Annotated in this window: 17 protein-coding genes; 5 read left to right on the top strand and 12 right to left on the bottom strand. The window is 37.9% G+C overall.

What is annotated here, in order from left to right:
• The first annotated feature begins 13 nt into the window (after positions 1 to 13).
• The gene (locus SG0102_RS10590) at positions 14 to 1,069 is read left to right on the top strand and encodes a CdaR family transcriptional regulator (RefSeq protein ID WP_125119887.1); all 1,056 of its coding nucleotides are present in this window, start codon (positions 14 to 16) and stop codon (positions 1,067 to 1,069) included.
• A gap of 22 nt (positions 1,070 to 1,091) precedes the next feature.
• On the opposite strand, the gene SG0102_RS10595 is transcribed toward SG0102_RS10590, so the two are convergent.
• The 7 genes from SG0102_RS10595 to sufC are packed head-to-tail and all read right to left on the bottom strand — an operon-like array spanning position 1,092 to position 6,967.
• Positions 1,092 to 1,604 (bottom strand): ferritin, encoded by a 513-nt coding sequence (locus SG0102_RS10595; RefSeq protein WP_125119888.1) that lies wholly within the window; start codon positions 1,602 to 1,604, stop codon positions 1,092 to 1,094.
• Between the two features lie 44 nt (positions 1,605 to 1,648).
• The gene (locus SG0102_RS10600) at positions 1,649 to 2,185 is read right to left on the bottom strand and encodes a 5-formyltetrahydrofolate cyclo-ligase (RefSeq protein WP_125119889.1); all 537 of its coding nucleotides are present in this window, start codon (positions 2,183 to 2,185) and stop codon (positions 1,649 to 1,651) included.
• The gene (gene sufB / locus SG0102_RS10605; protein ID WP_125119890.1) at positions 2,178 to 3,587 is read right to left on the bottom strand and encodes a Fe-S cluster assembly protein SufB; all 1,410 of its coding nucleotides are present in this window, start codon (positions 3,585 to 3,587) and stop codon (positions 2,178 to 2,180) included. Before sufB ends, SG0102_RS10600 begins: the two co-directional genes overlap by 8 nt.
• The gene (gene sufU / locus SG0102_RS10610; RefSeq protein WP_125119891.1) at positions 3,587 to 4,033 is read right to left on the bottom strand and encodes a Fe-S cluster assembly sulfur transfer protein SufU; all 447 of its coding nucleotides are present in this window, start codon (positions 4,031 to 4,033) and stop codon (positions 3,587 to 3,589) included. Before sufU ends, sufB begins: the two co-directional genes overlap by 1 nt.
• Positions 4,017 to 5,249, bottom strand: coding sequence for an aminotransferase class V-fold PLP-dependent enzyme (locus tag SG0102_RS10615; RefSeq protein ID WP_125119892.1), 1,233 nt, complete (start codon positions 5,247 to 5,249; stop codon positions 4,017 to 4,019). Before SG0102_RS10615 ends, sufU begins: the two co-directional genes overlap by 17 nt.
• A gap of 1 nt (position 5,250) precedes the next feature.
• Positions 5,251 to 6,147, bottom strand: coding sequence for a SufB/SufD family protein (locus tag SG0102_RS10620; protein WP_179951169.1), 897 nt, complete (start codon positions 6,145 to 6,147; stop codon positions 5,251 to 5,253).
• The gene (sufC, locus tag SG0102_RS10625) at positions 6,131 to 6,967 is read right to left on the bottom strand and encodes a Fe-S cluster assembly ATPase SufC (protein WP_125119893.1); all 837 of its coding nucleotides are present in this window, start codon (positions 6,965 to 6,967) and stop codon (positions 6,131 to 6,133) included. Before sufC ends, SG0102_RS10620 begins: the two co-directional genes overlap by 17 nt.
• 190 nt (positions 6,968 to 7,157) lie before the next feature.
• Between sufC and SG0102_RS10630 the strand changes: the two genes are divergently transcribed.
• The 4 genes from SG0102_RS10630 (at position 7,158) to SG0102_RS10645 (ending at position 10,176) form a co-directional block, all read left to right on the top strand.
• The gene (locus tag SG0102_RS10630) at positions 7,158 to 8,129 is read left to right on the top strand and encodes a peptidylprolyl isomerase (protein WP_125119894.1); all 972 of its coding nucleotides are present in this window, start codon (positions 7,158 to 7,160) and stop codon (positions 8,127 to 8,129) included.
• Between the two features lie 5 nt (positions 8,130 to 8,134).
• A complete protein-coding gene (locus SG0102_RS10635; protein ID WP_125119895.1) occupies positions 8,135 to 9,136 on the top strand; it encodes a hypothetical protein in 1,002 nt (333 codons plus the stop codon).
• Between the two features lie 75 nt (positions 9,137 to 9,211).
• Positions 9,212 to 9,616 carry an HIT family protein gene (locus SG0102_RS10640; RefSeq protein WP_125119896.1) on the top strand — a complete coding sequence of 135 codons (405 nt, stop codon included), beginning with the start codon at positions 9,212 to 9,214 and terminating at the stop codon, positions 9,614 to 9,616.
• Positions 9,617 to 9,654: 38 nt separating this feature from the next.
• Complete coding sequence (locus tag SG0102_RS10645; RefSeq protein ID WP_125119897.1) at positions 9,655 to 10,176, top strand: zinc ribbon domain-containing protein; 522 nt, start codon at positions 9,655 to 9,657, stop codon at positions 10,174 to 10,176.
• Between the two features lie 501 nt (positions 10,177 to 10,677).
• Here SG0102_RS10645 and nifJ read toward each other — a convergent pair.
• The 5 genes from nifJ to SG0102_RS10670 all read right to left on the bottom strand — a co-directional run bounded on the left by nifJ (position 10,678) and on the right by SG0102_RS10670 (position 16,994).
• Positions 10,678 to 14,214, bottom strand: coding sequence for a pyruvate:ferredoxin (flavodoxin) oxidoreductase (nifJ, locus tag SG0102_RS10650; RefSeq protein WP_125119898.1), 3,537 nt, complete (start codon positions 14,212 to 14,214; stop codon positions 10,678 to 10,680).
• A gap of 243 nt (positions 14,215 to 14,457) precedes the next feature.
• Entirely contained in the window at positions 14,458 to 14,718 is a 261-nt protein-coding gene (locus SG0102_RS10655; protein ID WP_125119899.1) for a hypothetical protein, read from the bottom strand.
• A gap of 4 nt (positions 14,719 to 14,722) precedes the next feature.
• Positions 14,723 to 15,514: a hypothetical protein gene (locus tag SG0102_RS10660; protein WP_148668851.1), complete on the bottom strand. Its 792-nt coding sequence runs from the start codon at positions 15,512 to 15,514 to the stop codon at positions 14,723 to 14,725.
• 152 nt (positions 15,515 to 15,666) lie between these two features.
• A complete protein-coding gene (locus tag SG0102_RS10665; RefSeq protein ID WP_157983029.1) occupies positions 15,667 to 16,305 on the bottom strand; it encodes a LytR/AlgR family response regulator transcription factor in 639 nt (212 codons plus the stop codon).
• An 11-nt stretch (positions 16,306 to 16,316) separates the two neighbouring features.
• Positions 16,317 to 16,994 carry a hypothetical protein gene (locus SG0102_RS10670; protein ID WP_125119902.1) on the bottom strand — a complete coding sequence of 226 codons (678 nt, stop codon included), beginning with the start codon at positions 16,992 to 16,994 and terminating at the stop codon, positions 16,317 to 16,319.
• Between the last annotated feature and the right edge of the window lie 20 nt (positions 16,995 to 17,014).

The following is a 17,014-nucleotide window of genomic DNA, read 5'->3' on the forward strand; positions in this document are numbered from 1 at the left end:
ACAAGGAGGACTTATGGCAATTTCACATACCTTATCCCAGCAGATTATCGATACTATTCACGATGTCTGCGGCTACAATATTAACTTCATTAATACTCAGGGCATGATTAGTGCTTCCACCAATCCTAAACGGATTGGCACTTACCACGAAATTGGTCATCAGGTCGCTTTAACCGGTAAAACCTTAGAAGTAGGCTTAGACGATAATTTCAACGGGGCCCGGGAAGGGATCAATATTCCCATCTTTTATCACCAGCAAATCATTGCCGTCGTCGGTATTACTGCTCCGCCCGAAGAAGCCCGCCGCTATGCGCATCTCGCTGAGCGCATCACCGCGCTGCTTTTACATGAGCAGGAATTATCGCAGGTCAATCGTTCCCTCGATTTACAAAAGCGTTACCTCATTCGCGCTCTTACGACTGGTGAAGTTGATAATCGCGAGTACTTTGAAGACAGCCTCAAACATTTCCATCTTGATCATGAGAAACGTTATCGCATCATGACATTTCTCTTTTCTCAGGATGTCAATATTTCCCGAATGGAAAGCAGCCTGCAGTCTTTATGTCAGCGATTCAATCAAGAAGTGTATGCTTATATGTATCCGAAAAGCTTTATTGTCTGTATTGAGGATGACGTATATGCAAAACAGTTATCCGTAATGCAAACTTTCATCAAACAAAATCCCGCTTTAAAATGCGGAATTGGACAAGCAAGAATGTTAAAAGATGCGGCCATTTCTTACCAAGGCAGCTTAACCGCATTAGCTGCCATCAAAGAAACCCAATGGCTTTGTTTTGATGATTTAACGATTGAAATCTTATTAAGCTCGCTAGAAGAAGCCCCGAAAAAAGCATATAAACAAAAAATCCTCTCCCCTTTAAAGGAAGAAGATTGTGCATTTTTAAGAGTTTATTATGATCAGCAGATGTCTTTAACGAAGACCGCGAAAGCCCTCTATCTCCATAAAAACACCATCCAGCAAAGACTCAATACAATCGCTTCTAAAACCCATTTGAATCCCCGTCATTTTGAAGATGCCGTCTTATTCTACTTAGCTTTACGCATTTAAAAAGATCACCGCAGTGATCTTTTTATAATACTAATGATGGAGCGGTGTAAACACGCGCTAATAATTCCTGATTTAATGCATAAAGGCCTTTAGGATCATTGCCAAAGAGTTTGAACTTCTTGAGCAGATCATCCGCTGTCTTTTCTTCTTCCCCCTGTTCTTTGACGAACCAGTCAAAGCACTGCATCGTTCTGAAATCATCAACATCTTTCGCTGCTTTATAAATCTTATTAATCAGACTAGTGACATACTCTTCATGGGCTAAGCCCTGGGTAAGAGGATCTTCTAAGCTATTAAGCGTCGCTTCTGGTTTGTCAATGACATCAAAGGTTACACGATGACCATTGTTTTGTAAATATGTTCTCATTAACAAAGCATGATCTCTTTCTTCCTGCGCCTGAATATCATACCAGTGGCCAAAACCATCTAAGCCCTGATCATAATAGTAGTTCGCAAATTCTAAGTACAGATAAGCTGAGTAAAACTCCTTATTGATCTGTTCATTAATCAAAGTACTGACTTTTTCATTTAACATTTTTCTTCACCTCATCAAAAGTGTAGTCTTGTCTTGTTTACTTGTCAAATAATTCCCTTTTCTGTAATAATCAAATCTAATGGCACATCTAAAGGATGCGGCTCAGTCGTTTCCACTTGCTGGAAACTGTAAGCTACGCCCACCTTAAGGGCTTTGCTTTCTTTCATATAATAATCATAATACCCTTTACCATACCCCACGCGATTGCGCTTTTCATCAAAGAGTAATAAAGGCACTATAATCAAATCAGGTTCATCTAATTCTTCATTGGTCATTGGTTCATCAACCCCAAAGAAGCCTGGTGCTAAATCATCAAAAGAATGAATATGATAAAAACGCATACGATCATCCTGATCAATGCGCGGCACATAGAAGTCTTTATCAGAAAAATGACGCTTCATCAGTTCTCTGGTATCAACTTCATGTTTATAGCTGACATAAATAGCGATTTTGTGCGCCTTTTGAAAGGCTTCGGTCTCTTCTAAAGTCTGACGAATGGATGCACTAAAAGCAAGAAACGTTTCTTCATCTAAGGAGAAACGTTTCTGAATCATGGCTTTACGTGCCTGTTTTTTATCCAACGGAGTCACTCATATCCAGCTTTAAGAGCTGATTTAATTCGACCGCATATTCCATTGGTAATTCTCGTGAGAAAGGTTCAATAAAGCCCATCACGATCATTTCGGTCGCTTGCTCTTTAGTCAAACCGCGAGACATTAAATAGAAGAGCTGATCTTCAGAAACTTTAGAAACCGTTGCCTCATGTTCAATCGTTGATTCATTATTGAGCATGACATTATTAGGTATTGTATTAGAGGCACTTTGTTCGTCAAGAATGAGGGTATCACATTCAACTTTAGATTTAGCATTGAATGCTTTCCGATTCATCCGCACCAAATCACGGAAGTCCGCATGACCGCCATTACGGGCAATGGACTTCGAAATGATCTGACTTGATGTATGTGGTGCTAAGTGAATCATCTTAGCGCCCGAGTCAATGATCTGCCCTTTATCCCCAACGGCAATCGTAATAACAGAGCCTTTAGCGCCTTCGCCAGCTAATACGCAACAAGGATATTTCATTGTCACTTTTGAACCGATATTCCCATCGACCCATTCCATTGAGCCGTGCGCTGCAACTTTTGCACGCTGCGTGACTAAGTTGTAAATATTCTTAGACCAGTTCTGAATTGTGGTATAACGGCAGCTGGCATTTTCGCCAACGACAATTTCCACAACCCCGGCATGCAGCGAATCTTTCGAATAGCTTGGTGCTGTACAGCCTTCAACATAATGAATATGGGAATCGTGATCAACGATGATCAAGGTACGTTCAAACTGGGCCATACGTTCACTATTGATACGGAAATATGACTGTAATGGCTTTTCTAAAGTCACTCCAGGGGGTACATAAATAAATGAACCGCCTGACCAGACTGCCCCGTTTAAAGCGGAGAACTTGTTGTCATTGTAAGGAATAACCGTATCAAAATACTTTTTAAAGATTTCCGGATATTCTCTTAAACCAGAATCAATATCTAAGAAAATGACGCCTTTTTCACGCACTTCCTCTAACATATTGTGGTAAACCACTTCTGATTCGTACTGCGCACTCGCCCCGGCTAAGAACTTCTGTTCCGCTTCGGGAATCCCTAATTTATTAAAAGTATTTTTGATAGTTTCTGGGACTTCCTCCCATTTATCAGTCGTATGATCACTCGGTTTGAGATAATACGTATATTCATCGAAATCCATATCCGATAAATCAACGCCCCAGGTTGGCATTGGTTTTTCCAAGAAACATTTTAATGATTTCAGACGGTATGCTAACATCCAGTCTGGTTCTCCTTTGATTTTGGAGATCTCTCTCACTGTTTCTTCATTTAACCCTTTTGGCGTTTTAAACACTGCTACTTCTTCGTCAATGAAGTCAGCACTGTTATCTGAGGAGATATCATCATATTTGGTCTTATCTACAGCCATTATTTCCCCTCCTTCTCATGTTCTTCTAAAAGCTTTTCTAAAGCATTCCAGCCAATTGTCGCACATTTGATACGATTAGCCTGTTTATGCGTATTTTTAAACGCAATCGCTTCTTCAAGCTTATCTTCATCATAATCTTTTTCAAAGATCATGTTCATATAGTTTTTCATCAAATCACGCGCTTCCTCTGTCGTTTTGCCTTTGACGAGTTCCGTCATGATCGAAGTGGAAGCAGTGGAAATCGCACAAGCTTCCCCGTCAAAACGGACATCATCAATAACATCGCCATTGAATTTTGCTTCAACATCGATGTTATCAATACACGTTTCGGAGTTCATGTTTGTTTTGATATAAGCAGGATCATCTTTGATGCCATGATTACGTGGATTTTCATAATGATCCATAATGATTTCTCTTAAAATCAGCGGATTATCCAAAGAACGCATCTAAGAAGTCATCTCCTTTCTTACATACTTCTACAAATGTGTCGATATCTTCTTTCGTATTATAGAAATATAAAGAAGCTCTGACTGTCGCATTGACATGCAGGAAATCTTTTAAGATTTTCGCACAGTGGTTCCCTGCGCGCACAGCGATGCCATACGTGTTGAATAAAGAAGAAGCATCCTGTGAGAAGACCCCTTTAATATTCATCGCAATAGCACCCGTCGCTTCAGGGTTATATAATTCGACTTTATCAACCTGTTTCAGTTTTTCAATGGCATACTTACGTAACTCTATTTCGTAAGCATGGATGTTTTCAATGCCGATGCTTTCAAGATAACATGCGGCAGCGCCTAAGCCAATGACACCTTCAATATTCGGAGTGCCGGATTCAAAGCGATAAGGAATACTCTTGAGGGATAACTCCCCATCCGCTTCATAGCGGGCATTTGAACCGCCGCCATAACGTACTGGTTTCATGTCTTCTAATAAAGCCATCTTGCCATAGAGCACACCGATCCCGGTTGGACCACACATCTTATGGCCTGAGAATGCTAAAAAGTCGATATCATCAGCGACTACGTCGGTTTTGATATGCGGCACTGACTGTGCTCCATCGCAAACGACAACAATATTTTGTTTATGCGCTAAAGCGGTAATCTCATGGATGGGAATGACATACCCCATAACATTGGTAACGATCGCTAAAGCAATGATCTTAGTTTTATCGGTAATGGCTTTTTTCACATTTTCAATGGTTATTGCGCCTTTTTCATCTAAATCAATATATTTGATTTTAGCGCCAGTCATCTTCGCCACATCAAACCAAGGCAAAGTATTAGAGGCATGTTCAGCCAGCGATAAAAGAATTTCATCGCCTTCTTTTAAGTGATGTAAAGCATAGCCGTAAGCAACCATATTTAAACTGTCGGTTGAACCAGCTGTAAAGATCAATTCACGTTTATCCTTTGCGCCGATGAAACGACGAACATCTTCACGTGCCCCTTCGAATTTGGTATCGACGATATGTGATAAATCATAATCGCCACGTTCGGCATTAGATGTATATTCAGTTAAATAGCCATAAACGGCATCCGCTACACACTGTGGTTTTAGGGTTGTGGCATTGTTGTCAAGATAGACCAGATCATGATCATGCATCTTCACATGATTTTTAAACATTGGGAAATCCTGACGAATTTTTTCAACATCGATCATGTTAAGCACCTACCTTTGTCAACGCTTCTTCAAAGCGTTCTTTGAGATTTTCGTTATCGACGATTTCAATAACTGGTTTAAGATAACCATATGTAATGAGCTGCATGGCCTGACGTTTGGTAAGGCCGCGGCTCTGTAAATAGTAGAGATGTTCTTCATCCATCCGGCCAACCGCGGCAGCATGCGAAGCCGCTACATCATATTCATCGATAAATAAATAAGGATTAGCCGATGCAAAGCAAGTAGGATCAAAGACCATAATCTTATTGGTCTGATGCGATTCACTGCCGTTATTGCCTTTCTTAATCGTGCCTAAACCATCGAGATCTAAGTGTGCACGATCTTTAGCAACCCCATAGTTATCCATCACGCCAGTTGTATGGGGAGCATTATGTTCGATATTGATACGATATTTTTTGCGTTGCTCATCTTTTGCCAGAATTGCCATGCGGACATGCATTGACGCATTGACACCCGTTAAATGATAATGATAATCGGCATTGACCTGCGCTTCTGATAATTCAGCGTAGCCCATTTCCACTCTTGCATCACGAGCAATTGTCCCGGTATCAACATAGTTTTGCGTATGTAAATCATTTCCGCCATTTTCATTAAAGAGATGGAAGGATGCATTTTCATCAATGACGAAGTCACGCATCAGCGTGGCATCAGCGTTCATAATACGCGTTTCAATGACTTCTGCTTTCGTATGCGCACCCACATGATAATGTAAAGTGTAGTCATGAGTTAAAATGACAATCACGTGTAAGGTAATTGGGGCGCCTAAATTTAAGGTTAAAGTTTCATGATCAAAAGAGACATTGTCGGGAAGGTTCGACCCTGTCACTTGGCCATCGTTAATAACGATGTAATGATCATAACTAATTTTGAGATTCATCAGTGACAACCTTTGCGGCGCAAGTGCCTAACATTGAAGGTACGCCTTTGATATTTTCGTCTTGTTCTTCCTTAAGTTCAACGCCTAGTTCTTTGACCCATTCAAAGCCTTCCTTATTAATACGTTCCGCAATTTCATAACCGCCATCAACCACGATCTTGCCATCTACTAAGACATGCACATGTGTTGGTTTGACTAATTCATAAAGACGATCATAATGTGATACGATGACTAATCCTAATTCATCTGACTTCATATTATTAATAGCATCGCTGACGATCTTTAAGGCATCAACGTCTAAGCCTGAATCAATTTCATCCAGCAAAGCAAATTTAGGATTTAAAAGCTTCATTTGCAGGATTTCATTACGTTTCTTTTCCCCGCCTGAGAAGCCTTCATTTAAATAACGATGGGCTAAGTTTTCATCCATCTGTAATTCATCGATCGCACTGTCAAGTTTACGAATAAACTGGAACAGTTTCATTGGTTCCTCACGACGCGCATTGATTGCCGCCCGTAAGAAATCACTGTTGGTTACACCAGGAATCGCTTCGGGATACTGCATTCCTAAGAAAAGGCCCTTTCTCGCTCTTTCATCAACGCTCATGGCTAACACATCTTCCCCATCTAAAGTAATGGAGCCTGATGTCACGGTATATTTTGGATGACCCATAATCGTGGAAAGTAAGGTTGACTTTCCGTTTCCATTTGGGCCCATTAATGCATGGGTTTCCCCAGTTTTTATAGTTAGATTTATTCCTTTCAAAATCTCCTTGTCTTCCACACTGACATGGAGATCCTTAATATCTAATACTGACATAATTTTCACCTCGTTAGTTATTCTAAACTATTGCCCCCGCAAGCGCAAATCATTTGATATTTTTATTTTCCCTGTTTCCTAGTATGTTTATTTTTAACACTGTGGGGAATGATGGGAATTTGTACGTTTTATTGAAAAGCCCCCTTATTTATGGTAAGATTCCCTAGTGAATATCTATAAGGAGGTCAATATGAGAGCCAAAAAATTAACGGCCATCGCATTAAGTGCGATCTTGTTAACAGGATGTACAACTGGCAAAACAGTGGACGGCAAATCTGTTGCAGCGAGCACTTCAATCGATAATATAACGGCCGATGAACTCTACAATGAGTTAAGCACTGCCGCTTCTTCAGATTCTTCCCTTTTCTCATATGTCTTAGATCAGCTGATCGATGAGCAGTTCCCTGCCACAGACGATATGAAGCAGAGCGCTGAAGATATGTATAAGAACGTTTTAAGCTCTTATAAACAGCAGTATTCGAGTGAAAGCGAAGCTCTTTCCGCATTGAAGAATGACTTAAAATCATCAGGTCAGTATTCAAGCATCAGTGATTATAAAAAGAAACTTGTTTATTCGATTCAGTATGCCGAAATGATGAAGAAATACGTCAAAGCCCATTTTGATGAAGTCTATAATGACTATTACAAAATGGCAACGCCACGTAAATTATCGATCATCGCCATCAGTTCAACGAATCCAAGTTCACCAAGCAAGGATGAAAAAGCGAACTTAAAAGAAGTTCAGGCCTTATTAAAGGAAGGACAGAGCTTTGGCAGCGTCGCTGCGAAGTATTCTTCTGATACCTCAACAGCAAGTGCTAATGGGTCATTAGGTGTCATTGATACGACCAACTCTTTAAGTTCTACTTATTCAAGTGACGTGGCGACCCAGGCTTTAAAATTAAAAGCAGGTCAGACATCTAAAGTTATTACCGGCACAAGTGCTTTCTATATCTTACATTGTGATTCTACCGATAAAGCTGCAATTAAGAAAGAATTAAAGAATGTCACGATCGATTCTCCATTATTAACGTATGATAACTATCTTGTTTATAAAGTCTTCAATACATATAAAGTTTCTTATCATGATGCGAAGATCAAGAAAGCTGTTACTTCATACGTCAAAAAACAGTTAGCCGCACGGGCTAAGGAAAGGAAGTAAGACGCATGGCAGAAAAGAAAACACCGGCTGCAGAGCCTGATTATTCGTCATTCCGTAAAGTGCATAAAGTAGAAGTCAAACATGAACATACCTTCAAATTTACGAAAAAAGCCGCTGCTTTAATTGTCTTAGTGGTCATTTTAATCGCTTGCGGAATCACCGGGTATGTCCTCACTTCCAATAATGATGGTTACAGCGTGAAAGTTTCTGACAACAAGAAACTGATCACCGGTGATGTCACCATCACGAAGCAAGGCTACTTCGAAAACATGTTAAAAAGTTCCGGGGCACAGAAAATTGTCGATGATGCTTACAATGGCATCGTTAATAAACTGATCCCTACTTCAAAATATCAGTCAGATATTGATAAGATTGTGAAAAGCAAAGAAAAAGAATATGCTTCTTACATGGGTTCATTAAAATCTTATGCAACCACGATGGGCTATTCTAGTGTCTCTGCTTTTGAAAAAGCATCAGTTATTCCAGAAGCAAAGCAGGAAGTTTTAAAAAAGAAATATTTCACTGATAACTACAACAGTGTTATCAAGAAATATAAAGTCTCTTATATTAAAGCGATCACTGTTTCTAAGGAATCAGAAGCCATCAAATTAATCAAACAGGCAACGGATGAAAAAGCCTTCAACAAATTAATGAAGAACAAAACTTACAAATCTAATGCAACTGATTACAAGATGGTCACAACTAAAACAAGTACCAGTACATTAAATAAGAGCATCAAGGCAAAACTTGGTGAATTCTCCGCGATGAGTAAAGATGGTGTTTACAAAACAGCAATCAGACAATCATCGAATAAGTTCGTTGTGGTATATGTCTATAACACAGACAAAACAGCGAATAAAGATAAGATCATCACCGCTTTAACAAACTTATCTGATACCAGCTCAGATGTTGAAGTTTACTACTTAAACAAATATAAGTTCACGGTATATGATAAGAAGTTAAAAGCAGCGATCAAAAAGATCAACAAAAACTATATTAAGGACTAAGAAGGCAATGCCTTCTTTTTCTTTTCTTGCGAAAGGTTTCATTTAGAAGTAAAATACTTGTAAGGAGGTCATAGTATGGAAGATTGTATTTTCTGTAAAATTGCAGCGAAAGAAATTCCTGGTAAAATTGTTTACGAGGATGACGCCTGCATCGCATTTTTAGATTTATCTCAGACAACGAAAGGACATACCCTTGTTATTCCTAAGGCGCATTTTGATTCTGTTTTAACCGCTGATCCTGAAGTGGTTGGTCACGTTTTTCAGGTCGCGGCTATGTTAGCGAATAAGATTGTGAAAAACTTAGGCGCATCGGGATGTAACATCTTAACCAACGCTGGAGAAGTAGCTGGTCAGACAGTTCATCATTTCCACATCCATATCATCCCACGCTATGATGACAAGGATACGATTACCATTCAGTTTACTGACAATTCTAAGACTGCAGACTTAGATGCTATTCAAAAAGAAATATTAAAATAAACAAAGGGGCGCAAAGCCCCTTTCAAAAGGAGAAAAATATGTTTTGTAAATACTGTGGTCAGCCCATTTCCGATGATGCGCAATACTGTCCCTACTGTAAGAAAGAATTACATCACGATCCCTATGTGCATGATACTGCTCATTCCCATCATAAACCTTTACAGCCCTGGCAGTTATTATCCTTATTTGGATCCTTCTTATTATTCATTACCATCTTCTTACCCTTTTTTACCATTACCACACCAATGATCATCATCAATACCACAAAAGTCTATACTTTATTTGAAACCGCTTATGGTCTGTATTTTCTGTTTTTGTCAGTATTATGTATCATACTTGCCTTATTACGTCAGAAAATCATTATCTTCCCGGCTATTGGTTCTTTTCTTTTGACCCTTTATGTTATCTTCTCATATGATCAAGTAAGACCTCAATATATCTATGCCACTAAGGGGATTGCTTTCTATCTGATGTTTGCCTCAAGCTGTCTATTATTAACTGGCGGGATACTCGCCTTTGCATCGCATGCAAAAAGAGATCCCGAAGGACCTCTTCATTAAATCGGTGTTCCTGGCAGCTGACTGCCATCATAAAACAAATCAGCCCCCGGTTAAACATTATTCTGACTATCAGCACACATTTCTTCATCCTGTGTTAAGATAATCAATTTCAATTATTAAACGAGAAATCAATCCTATTCAATCAATATATATTTACTCACAAATTTCCTTTATGTATCTTTTTAAAATGATATAATGATATTGTTTTCGTTCCTTCTTTGAAAGGAGGTGATGTCAATGCTTTCTAGCATCTACGCTAATAGCTTGACAAACGTTTTAAACGATAATAAATCTTGAGTGTAAGCTACTTTAAAAGGTAAGGATCTAGCCATCCTTACCTTTTCGTTTTGATGCAATGCTTTCTAGCTGCATAAGCATAGTAACACCAACTTCAACACTTTTCAATAATGATAGGAAAAATCAGGATTTTCTTGCAACATATTTAAAATTTAAATTAAGTGAAGAAAAGAGATCCCCAATATGAGGATCTCCTAAGTTCAATTATTCAGCTGCATCGTAATCTTTAGCTAAAGCTTCAGCTCTTGCTCTACGACGTTTCGCATCAGCTTCACACTTAGCGAATAATGCTTCGGCATTTTCTGCATTAACCTTTAATAACTGAGAGAATCTGTTTTCTGACATTAAGAAGTCACGGAACTTCGTGAAGTCAGGGGCTTTAGAATCGATTGTTAATGGATTCTTGCCTTCTTCAGTCTTTCTAGGATCATATCTTAATAAGTTGAAGTAACCACATTCAACAGCACGTTTTTCCTGTAACTGTGAGTTAGCTAAACCACCTTTCTTGATATGATGTTCGTTACATGGTGAGTAAGCAACGATTAATGATGGACCATCATAAGATTCTGCTTCTTTCATGGCTTTGATTGCCTGCATTGGGTTTGCACCCATAGCGATCTGAGCAACATAAACATGTCCATAAGCCATGGCAATCTGAGCTAAGTCTTTCTTAGCAACTTTCTTACCGCTGGCAGTGAACTTAGCGATAGAACCAGCCTGTGATGATTTAGAAGACTGTCCACCAGTATTTGAGTAAACTTCTGTATCAAGAACTAAGATATTTACGTTCTGATCGTTAGCTAAGACATGGTCAACGCCTCCGTAACCGATATCGTAAGCCCAGCCATCGCCACCGACGATCCACTGAGATTTCGTTACTAAATCTTCTTTCATATCAAGTAATTCCTTGATACCTTCATTAGATGAAGCTTCGATTTTCGCAACTAATTCATCATAAAGTGCTTTTTCTTCAGTTCTATGACCTTTAGCTTCTTCATATTTTGTTAAAACTTCTGCTAATTCTGGTTCTACATCAGCTTTATTCGCTTCAATGATTTCTAAGATTCTCTTAGATTTGTAGTTTTCAGCTAATTTCATACCGAAACCAAACTCAGCGTTGTCTTCGAATAATGAGTTAGCCCAAGCTGGACCATGACCATTATGATCAACAGTGAATGGTGTAGATGGACAAGAGCCTGAGTAGATTGATGAACATCCAGTTGCATTGGCAATTCTCATATCAGAGCCAAATAACTGAGAAGCTAATCTGTAATAAGGTGTTTCACCACAGCCAGCGCAGGCACCAGAAGCTTCGAAGTAAGGTTTCATGAAGCCGACACCCTTAACTGTTGTCTGAGGATATTTGTCATCACGATATTCAACGTTTTCATACATCCAAGCTGCTAAATCGCCATGTTTCAGTTCATCGTGAACAGGAACCATTGATAAGGCTTTTTCACCTTTCTTGCCAGGACAAGCCTGTACACATAAAGTACAGCCGACGCAGTTATCTGGAGAAACCTGAATACGGAATGATAAACCATCAACATTTTTGCCCATTGGTTTTAAGACATCATTAGAGATATCTTCAGGTGCATTCTTGATATCTTCTTCTGTTAATAAGAATGGACGAATGGTTGCATGAGGACATACCATTGAACAGTTATTACACTGGATACAGTTATCTTTATTCCATTTAGGAACGGATACGGCAATGGCACGTCTTTCTTTGATCGCCATACCATTCTTCATAGTACCATCTAATTTATCTAAGAAAGCACTTGTTGGTAAGTCGTTACCTTCAAGAGCATCGATTGGTGCAACGTAGTTATCGAAGTATTCATCACCAGTTGTTTTTCTGATGTTCTTAACTTCTAAGTCAGCCCATGCAGGATCTACAGGGACTTCAACAACCTGATCTTTACCAGCATCAATTGCTTTGTAGTTTGCTTCAACGATTGCATCACCTTTAGAGCCATAAGATTTCTTAGCCATTTCTTTCATCTTAGCGATGGCTTCATCTAATGGTAAGATGTTCTGATTTAAAGCGAAGAAAGCTGACTGTAAGATGGTGTTAGTATGACGACCCATATGGCATTCTTCAGCTAACTTAGTCGCATTGATGATATAGAATTTTGCATGTTTTTCTGCTAACTGTTTCTTAACACGATTTGGTAAGTAATTAGCGATTTCATCCTTGCTGAATTCTGTATTTAATAAGAAACGTCCGCCATCTTTTAAGTTACGTAACATATCATATTTGAAGACGTAGTTATCTAATGAGCAAGAGATAAAGTCTGCGGCGTTAATATAGTAAGTTGAACGGATTGGTGTTGGACCAAAGCGTAAGTTAGAACGTGTTGCCCCGCCGGCTTTCTTACTATCATATGCGAAATAAGCCTGGCAGTATAAATCAGTGTTATCACCGATAATCTTGATTGATGACTTATTGGCAGAAACTGTACCATCAGAGCCTAAACCATAGAATAAGCACTGCGTAGCATCAGTTTTTACATGGAAGTTTGGATCTTCTGTGAGTGATAAATGAGTAACATCATCAACGATCCCAATTGTAAATGGATGCTGAGGTTTGTCTTTTGCTAAATTATCATAGACAGCCTTAACAGCTTTGGCAGTGGTATCTTTAGAACCCATACCATAACGGCCGCCAATAACTTCGATGTCAGTGTCTTTTAAGACTTCACATACATCTAAGTATAATGGTTCACCCGTTGCGCCCATTTCTTTTGTACGATCAAGAACGGCGATTTTCTTAACACTCTTTGGTAAGACTTTTAATAAGTACTTAGCAGAGAATGGACGATATAAATGTACTTTAATTAAACCAAGTTTTTCACCCTGGGCATTTAATGTATCGATCACTTCTTCGACAGTCTGAGTAACAGAACCCATAGCGATGATGATACGATCAGCTTCAGGATCACCATAATAAGTGAATGGCGCATAATGACGACCAGTCTTTTCTGAGATCTTAGCCATGTAATCAGCAGCGATATCAGCTACTTTTTCGTAATGCGCATTCTGTGCTTCACGAGTCTGGAAATAAACGTCATCGTTAGTGGCAGAACCACGTGTAACTGGATTTAAGTAAGGGTTTAAAGCTCTCTTCTTAAATGCTCTTAAAGCATCATAATCTAATAATTCTTTTAATGTGTCATAATCCATAACTTCTACTTTCTGGATTTCATGAGAAGTTCTGAAACCATCAAAGAAGTGCATTACTGGCACGGAAGCTTTAATAGCCACTAAGTGCGCAACGCCACCTAAGTCCATAACTTCCTGAACAGAATGAGAACAGATCATAACGATCCCTGTCTGACGACAAGCATAAATATCCTGATGATCACCAAAGATGTTTAATGATGAAGTTGCTAATGCACGAGCAGCAACGTGGAATACACCTGGTAATAATTCACCCTGAATTTTATAAAGGTTTGGAATCATCAGCAGCAAACCTTGTGATGCGGTAAATGTCGTTGCTAATGCGCCGGCCTGTAAAGCGCCGTGAACAGCCCCAGCTGCCCCTGCTTCAGACTGCATTTCAACGATGTTTACTGTTGATCCGAAGATATTCTTTTTTCCTTGAGATGCCCATTCTTCAGCATGTTCGGCCATTGGTGAAGATGGGGTAATAGGATAGATACTTGCTACTTCTGAAAACGCATAAGCGACATGAGCGGCAGCAGTATTACCATCCATAGATAAATATTGTTTTGACATATCCTTAATAACCTCCTATGCATTATTATACAACCACTACAAATAAAATGCCATGCCTTTTTGTAGCGTTTTCAATCGCACAGAATCAATTCAATTGTGCTCAATAAAAATAAAAACTATTTCTTAAAAATAGATCATTCTTATTTCTAATCCTATCATCGCACTTTTTTATATTTTGATTATTACTACTGTGTAATAGATATTTTATCATTTTGCCAAAAATTTTTTACTTCAAAAATATTCTTATAGCTTATAGATGAAATACGTTGTCAGCAATAAACAGAGACTAACAAAAATATAGATCAGAATGCGATGTGTTAATTTGGTATCAACATTATGGCGAAAGCAAGAAGGATCACGAATAAATAGTATATAGTAGCCAAAAGCAAGACCTCCAATAAAAAACAAGATGATCCCCTGATGACTTAACATCATCAAAGCATAAGCACTCATAAACAAGAGCACAAACAGACAAATAATAATGGTATCTTTTCTTCCCTTCATAGTCTCACCTTCTTAAAATCAAAGTGTATATACAATAATCATGATCAAATTTCACCATGAGATCATCACCATTTAGTGGAATATTCTTGCTTAATCGAAATCGAAAGCGAACACGAAGATACTGATTTCCTTCTTCCATCGATAAAGATAAACTATCCTGACAATGATCTAATATTATCTCGTATACCTCGATAAAGCGCTGATAGTTTTGCTTATTTAGAGATATTTTTTCATCCATTATCACACTTAAAGACACATGATGATCTTGTGCCATTTGTTTAATCACACATATAAATGAATCTTGACCATATAAGAGTTCATCTATGTCTTTACTGACTTTTTTAAGTGAATCAAGAGAATTTGACTGTAAACTGATTGCATAATTTAGATCATGGCGAATCCTTTTTAAATATTCTTGTTGACTCATCGCCTCAATGCTCTCCTCTTTCTTATTAAGATATATAATAATAGCCTTATAGCTAAAAATAGTTAACGTATAAATAATTGTTATAATGATCACACGATCTAATAAATCTAAGCGCATATTGCCGATAAGACTAAAAAGTACACTTAAGGTCAGCGTAATCAAGCCAAGAAAGAGACTTTCTCGCTGATCACATCTTTTTATAAAAGCAAAGATATTACGATAGACACCGACCATTAATAAGCAAAGGCCAATGATAAATACATAGGGTAAAGGAATCAGGTCGACTTCTACATAAAGCAAACTTAGCAAATTCACTAAGACAAAACGATCAAGTGTATAGCAGGCACTTACCATATAGCCGACATTCACACACATGACGACACTTAAAAACGTCGGCATCTCTAGTCGTAACATTACAATGTAGTAAAGACTGCTAGAAAATAGAAAGAGGAGACTTTTACGAAGATTATGAAAATAATAATAATTTGCCAGACAAATTACACAAAGCAAGCCAATGATCTTCACAAGATCCCTTCTCTCATCGCTAAAATATAAGTTGTAACAGCCTTCTTTTTCGAACGTGACATATAAATCATATGATCATCAACCATGATAAGCGCTTCATTCTTAATATCTTTGACATGATTGACATTAATAATCTCACTTTTATTAACGAGGACAAATGTATTATCGAGATCTTCTAAGATATGAGTTAAACTCATTCGTTTTTTATAGGTATGAACCTGAGTGGTAATATTAAGATAACTACCTTGTCTTTCGATATAATAGATCTGAACGAATGGCACCTTGATATTTTCTAATATCAAGGTCTTTTCTTCCCATCGTTCTTTAATCTTCCTAAAGATATAACGAATATCTTCTTCATGATCTTTTCTTGCAAAGTAATAAGGCATTGTTTTTAAAGCATCAAAGATCAACTCGGAATGTGAACTGATAAAGACGATGAACGCTGTTGGATCAATTTTACGAAGATCATTCGCTAAGGCTATTCCATCAATATCACCCTCAATATCAATCAAATACAGGTCAGCTTCTCTAGGTTCAAAGATTAAGGTACATCGACCAATCATCTCTTCAATCCATTTTTTCTCTTTAACGATAAACTGATCATCATCTTCAATAATACAAATTGTTTTCATATTACTTTTCATTAATATGGTTTTTGTCCACTCCACCATTTTCCTTTCTTTTGCGTAACTTTAGAAAAAGTTCTAGAACCATATTTCAGTGTTGCTCGATAATTTTGATATCTAGAACATATTGTTTTAATTGTAGCCCCGGGTAATAATACAGGTTTATTGGTCCTATACCAATCATAAGAATAAATGACATTGATTTTTGATCCCACTTTTAAAGCTGCTTTGCTTAGAACATCATTAATAATATAAGTAACAACATCTTGTCCAAAATAGAGCTGAAGATATCCCATTAAACTTAGAATTGTAGAAATAACTTGAGCACTTGACTTGAATAGAGTAGACATATTAAAATTCAACCCTTTTGCCACTAATACAGGAGTCCAATCACTTGCGGCTGCTCTCATGATTATCTTTTGTTTCTCTATTTTAATATCGGTCGGCTGATAAACTGAATAATTGACTTCTTCACCATCTACAGTTAACACTCCTGTAGTACGATTAAAAACTGCGATTGACATTTCTCCTTTTACATTCTTAACAATAGTTTTATTCATATCACCATTTTGACTATAATCAATTTGATATTGATCATTATTAACATTAATTTTTTCATTTGCATAAACAGTTTTGTACATTATACAGCATAATAAACTAAAGCAACATATAGACAACATTAATTTTTTTAACATATTCTTATCCTCCTCATATA

Origin of the sequence: Intestinibaculum porci, from assembly GCF_003925875.1 — a bacterium.
GTDB classification, from domain to species: Bacteria; Bacillota_I; Bacilli_A; order Erysipelotrichales; family Coprobacillaceae; genus Intestinibaculum; species Intestinibaculum porci.

Excerpts from the sequence above, each read along its gene's own strand:
- SG0102_RS10640 (WP_125119896.1), top strand. The coding sequence starts at position 9,212 with ATGGAAGATTGTATTTTCTGTAAAATTGCAGCGAAAGAAATTCCTGGT.
- SG0102_RS10615 (WP_125119892.1), bottom strand. The coding sequence starts at position 5,249 with ATGATCGATGTTGAAAAAATTCGTCAGGATTTCCCAATGTTTAAAAAT.
- SG0102_RS10665 (WP_157983029.1), bottom strand. The coding sequence starts at position 16,305 with ATGAAAACAATTTGTATTATTGAAGATGATGATCAGTTTATCGTTAAA.
- sufU (WP_125119891.1), bottom strand. The coding sequence starts at position 4,033 with ATGCGTTCTTTGGATAATCCGCTGATTTTAAGAGAAATCATTATGGAT.
- SG0102_RS10670 (WP_125119902.1), bottom strand. The coding sequence starts at position 16,994 with ATGTTAAAAAAATTAATGTTGTCTATATGTTGCTTTAGTTTATTATGC.
- SG0102_RS10645 (WP_125119897.1), top strand. The coding sequence starts at position 9,655 with ATGTTTTGTAAATACTGTGGTCAGCCCATTTCCGATGATGCGCAATAC.
- sufB (WP_125119890.1), bottom strand. The coding sequence starts at position 3,587 with ATGGCTGTAGATAAGACCAAATATGATGATATCTCCTCAGATAACAGT.
- SG0102_RS10630 (WP_125119894.1), top strand. The coding sequence starts at position 7,158 with ATGAGAGCCAAAAAATTAACGGCCATCGCATTAAGTGCGATCTTGTTA.
- SG0102_RS10620 (WP_179951169.1), bottom strand. The coding sequence starts at position 6,147 with ATGAATCTCAAAATTAGTTATGATCATTACATCGTTATTAACGATGGC.
- sufC (WP_125119893.1), bottom strand. The coding sequence starts at position 6,967 with ATGTCAGTATTAGATATTAAGGATCTCCATGTCAGTGTGGAAGACAAG.
- SG0102_RS10595 (WP_125119888.1), bottom strand. The coding sequence starts at position 1,604 with ATGTTAAATGAAAAAGTCAGTACTTTGATTAATGAACAGATCAATAAG.
- nifJ (WP_125119898.1), bottom strand. The coding sequence starts at position 14,214 with ATGTCAAAACAATATTTATCTATGGATGGTAATACTGCTGCCGCTCAT.
- SG0102_RS10635 (WP_125119895.1), top strand. The coding sequence starts at position 8,135 with ATGGCAGAAAAGAAAACACCGGCTGCAGAGCCTGATTATTCGTCATTC.
- SG0102_RS10590 (WP_125119887.1), top strand. The coding sequence starts at position 14 with ATGGCAATTTCACATACCTTATCCCAGCAGATTATCGATACTATTCAC.
- SG0102_RS10655 (WP_125119899.1), bottom strand. The coding sequence starts at position 14,718 with ATGAAGGGAAGAAAAGATACCATTATTATTTGTCTGTTTGTGCTCTTG.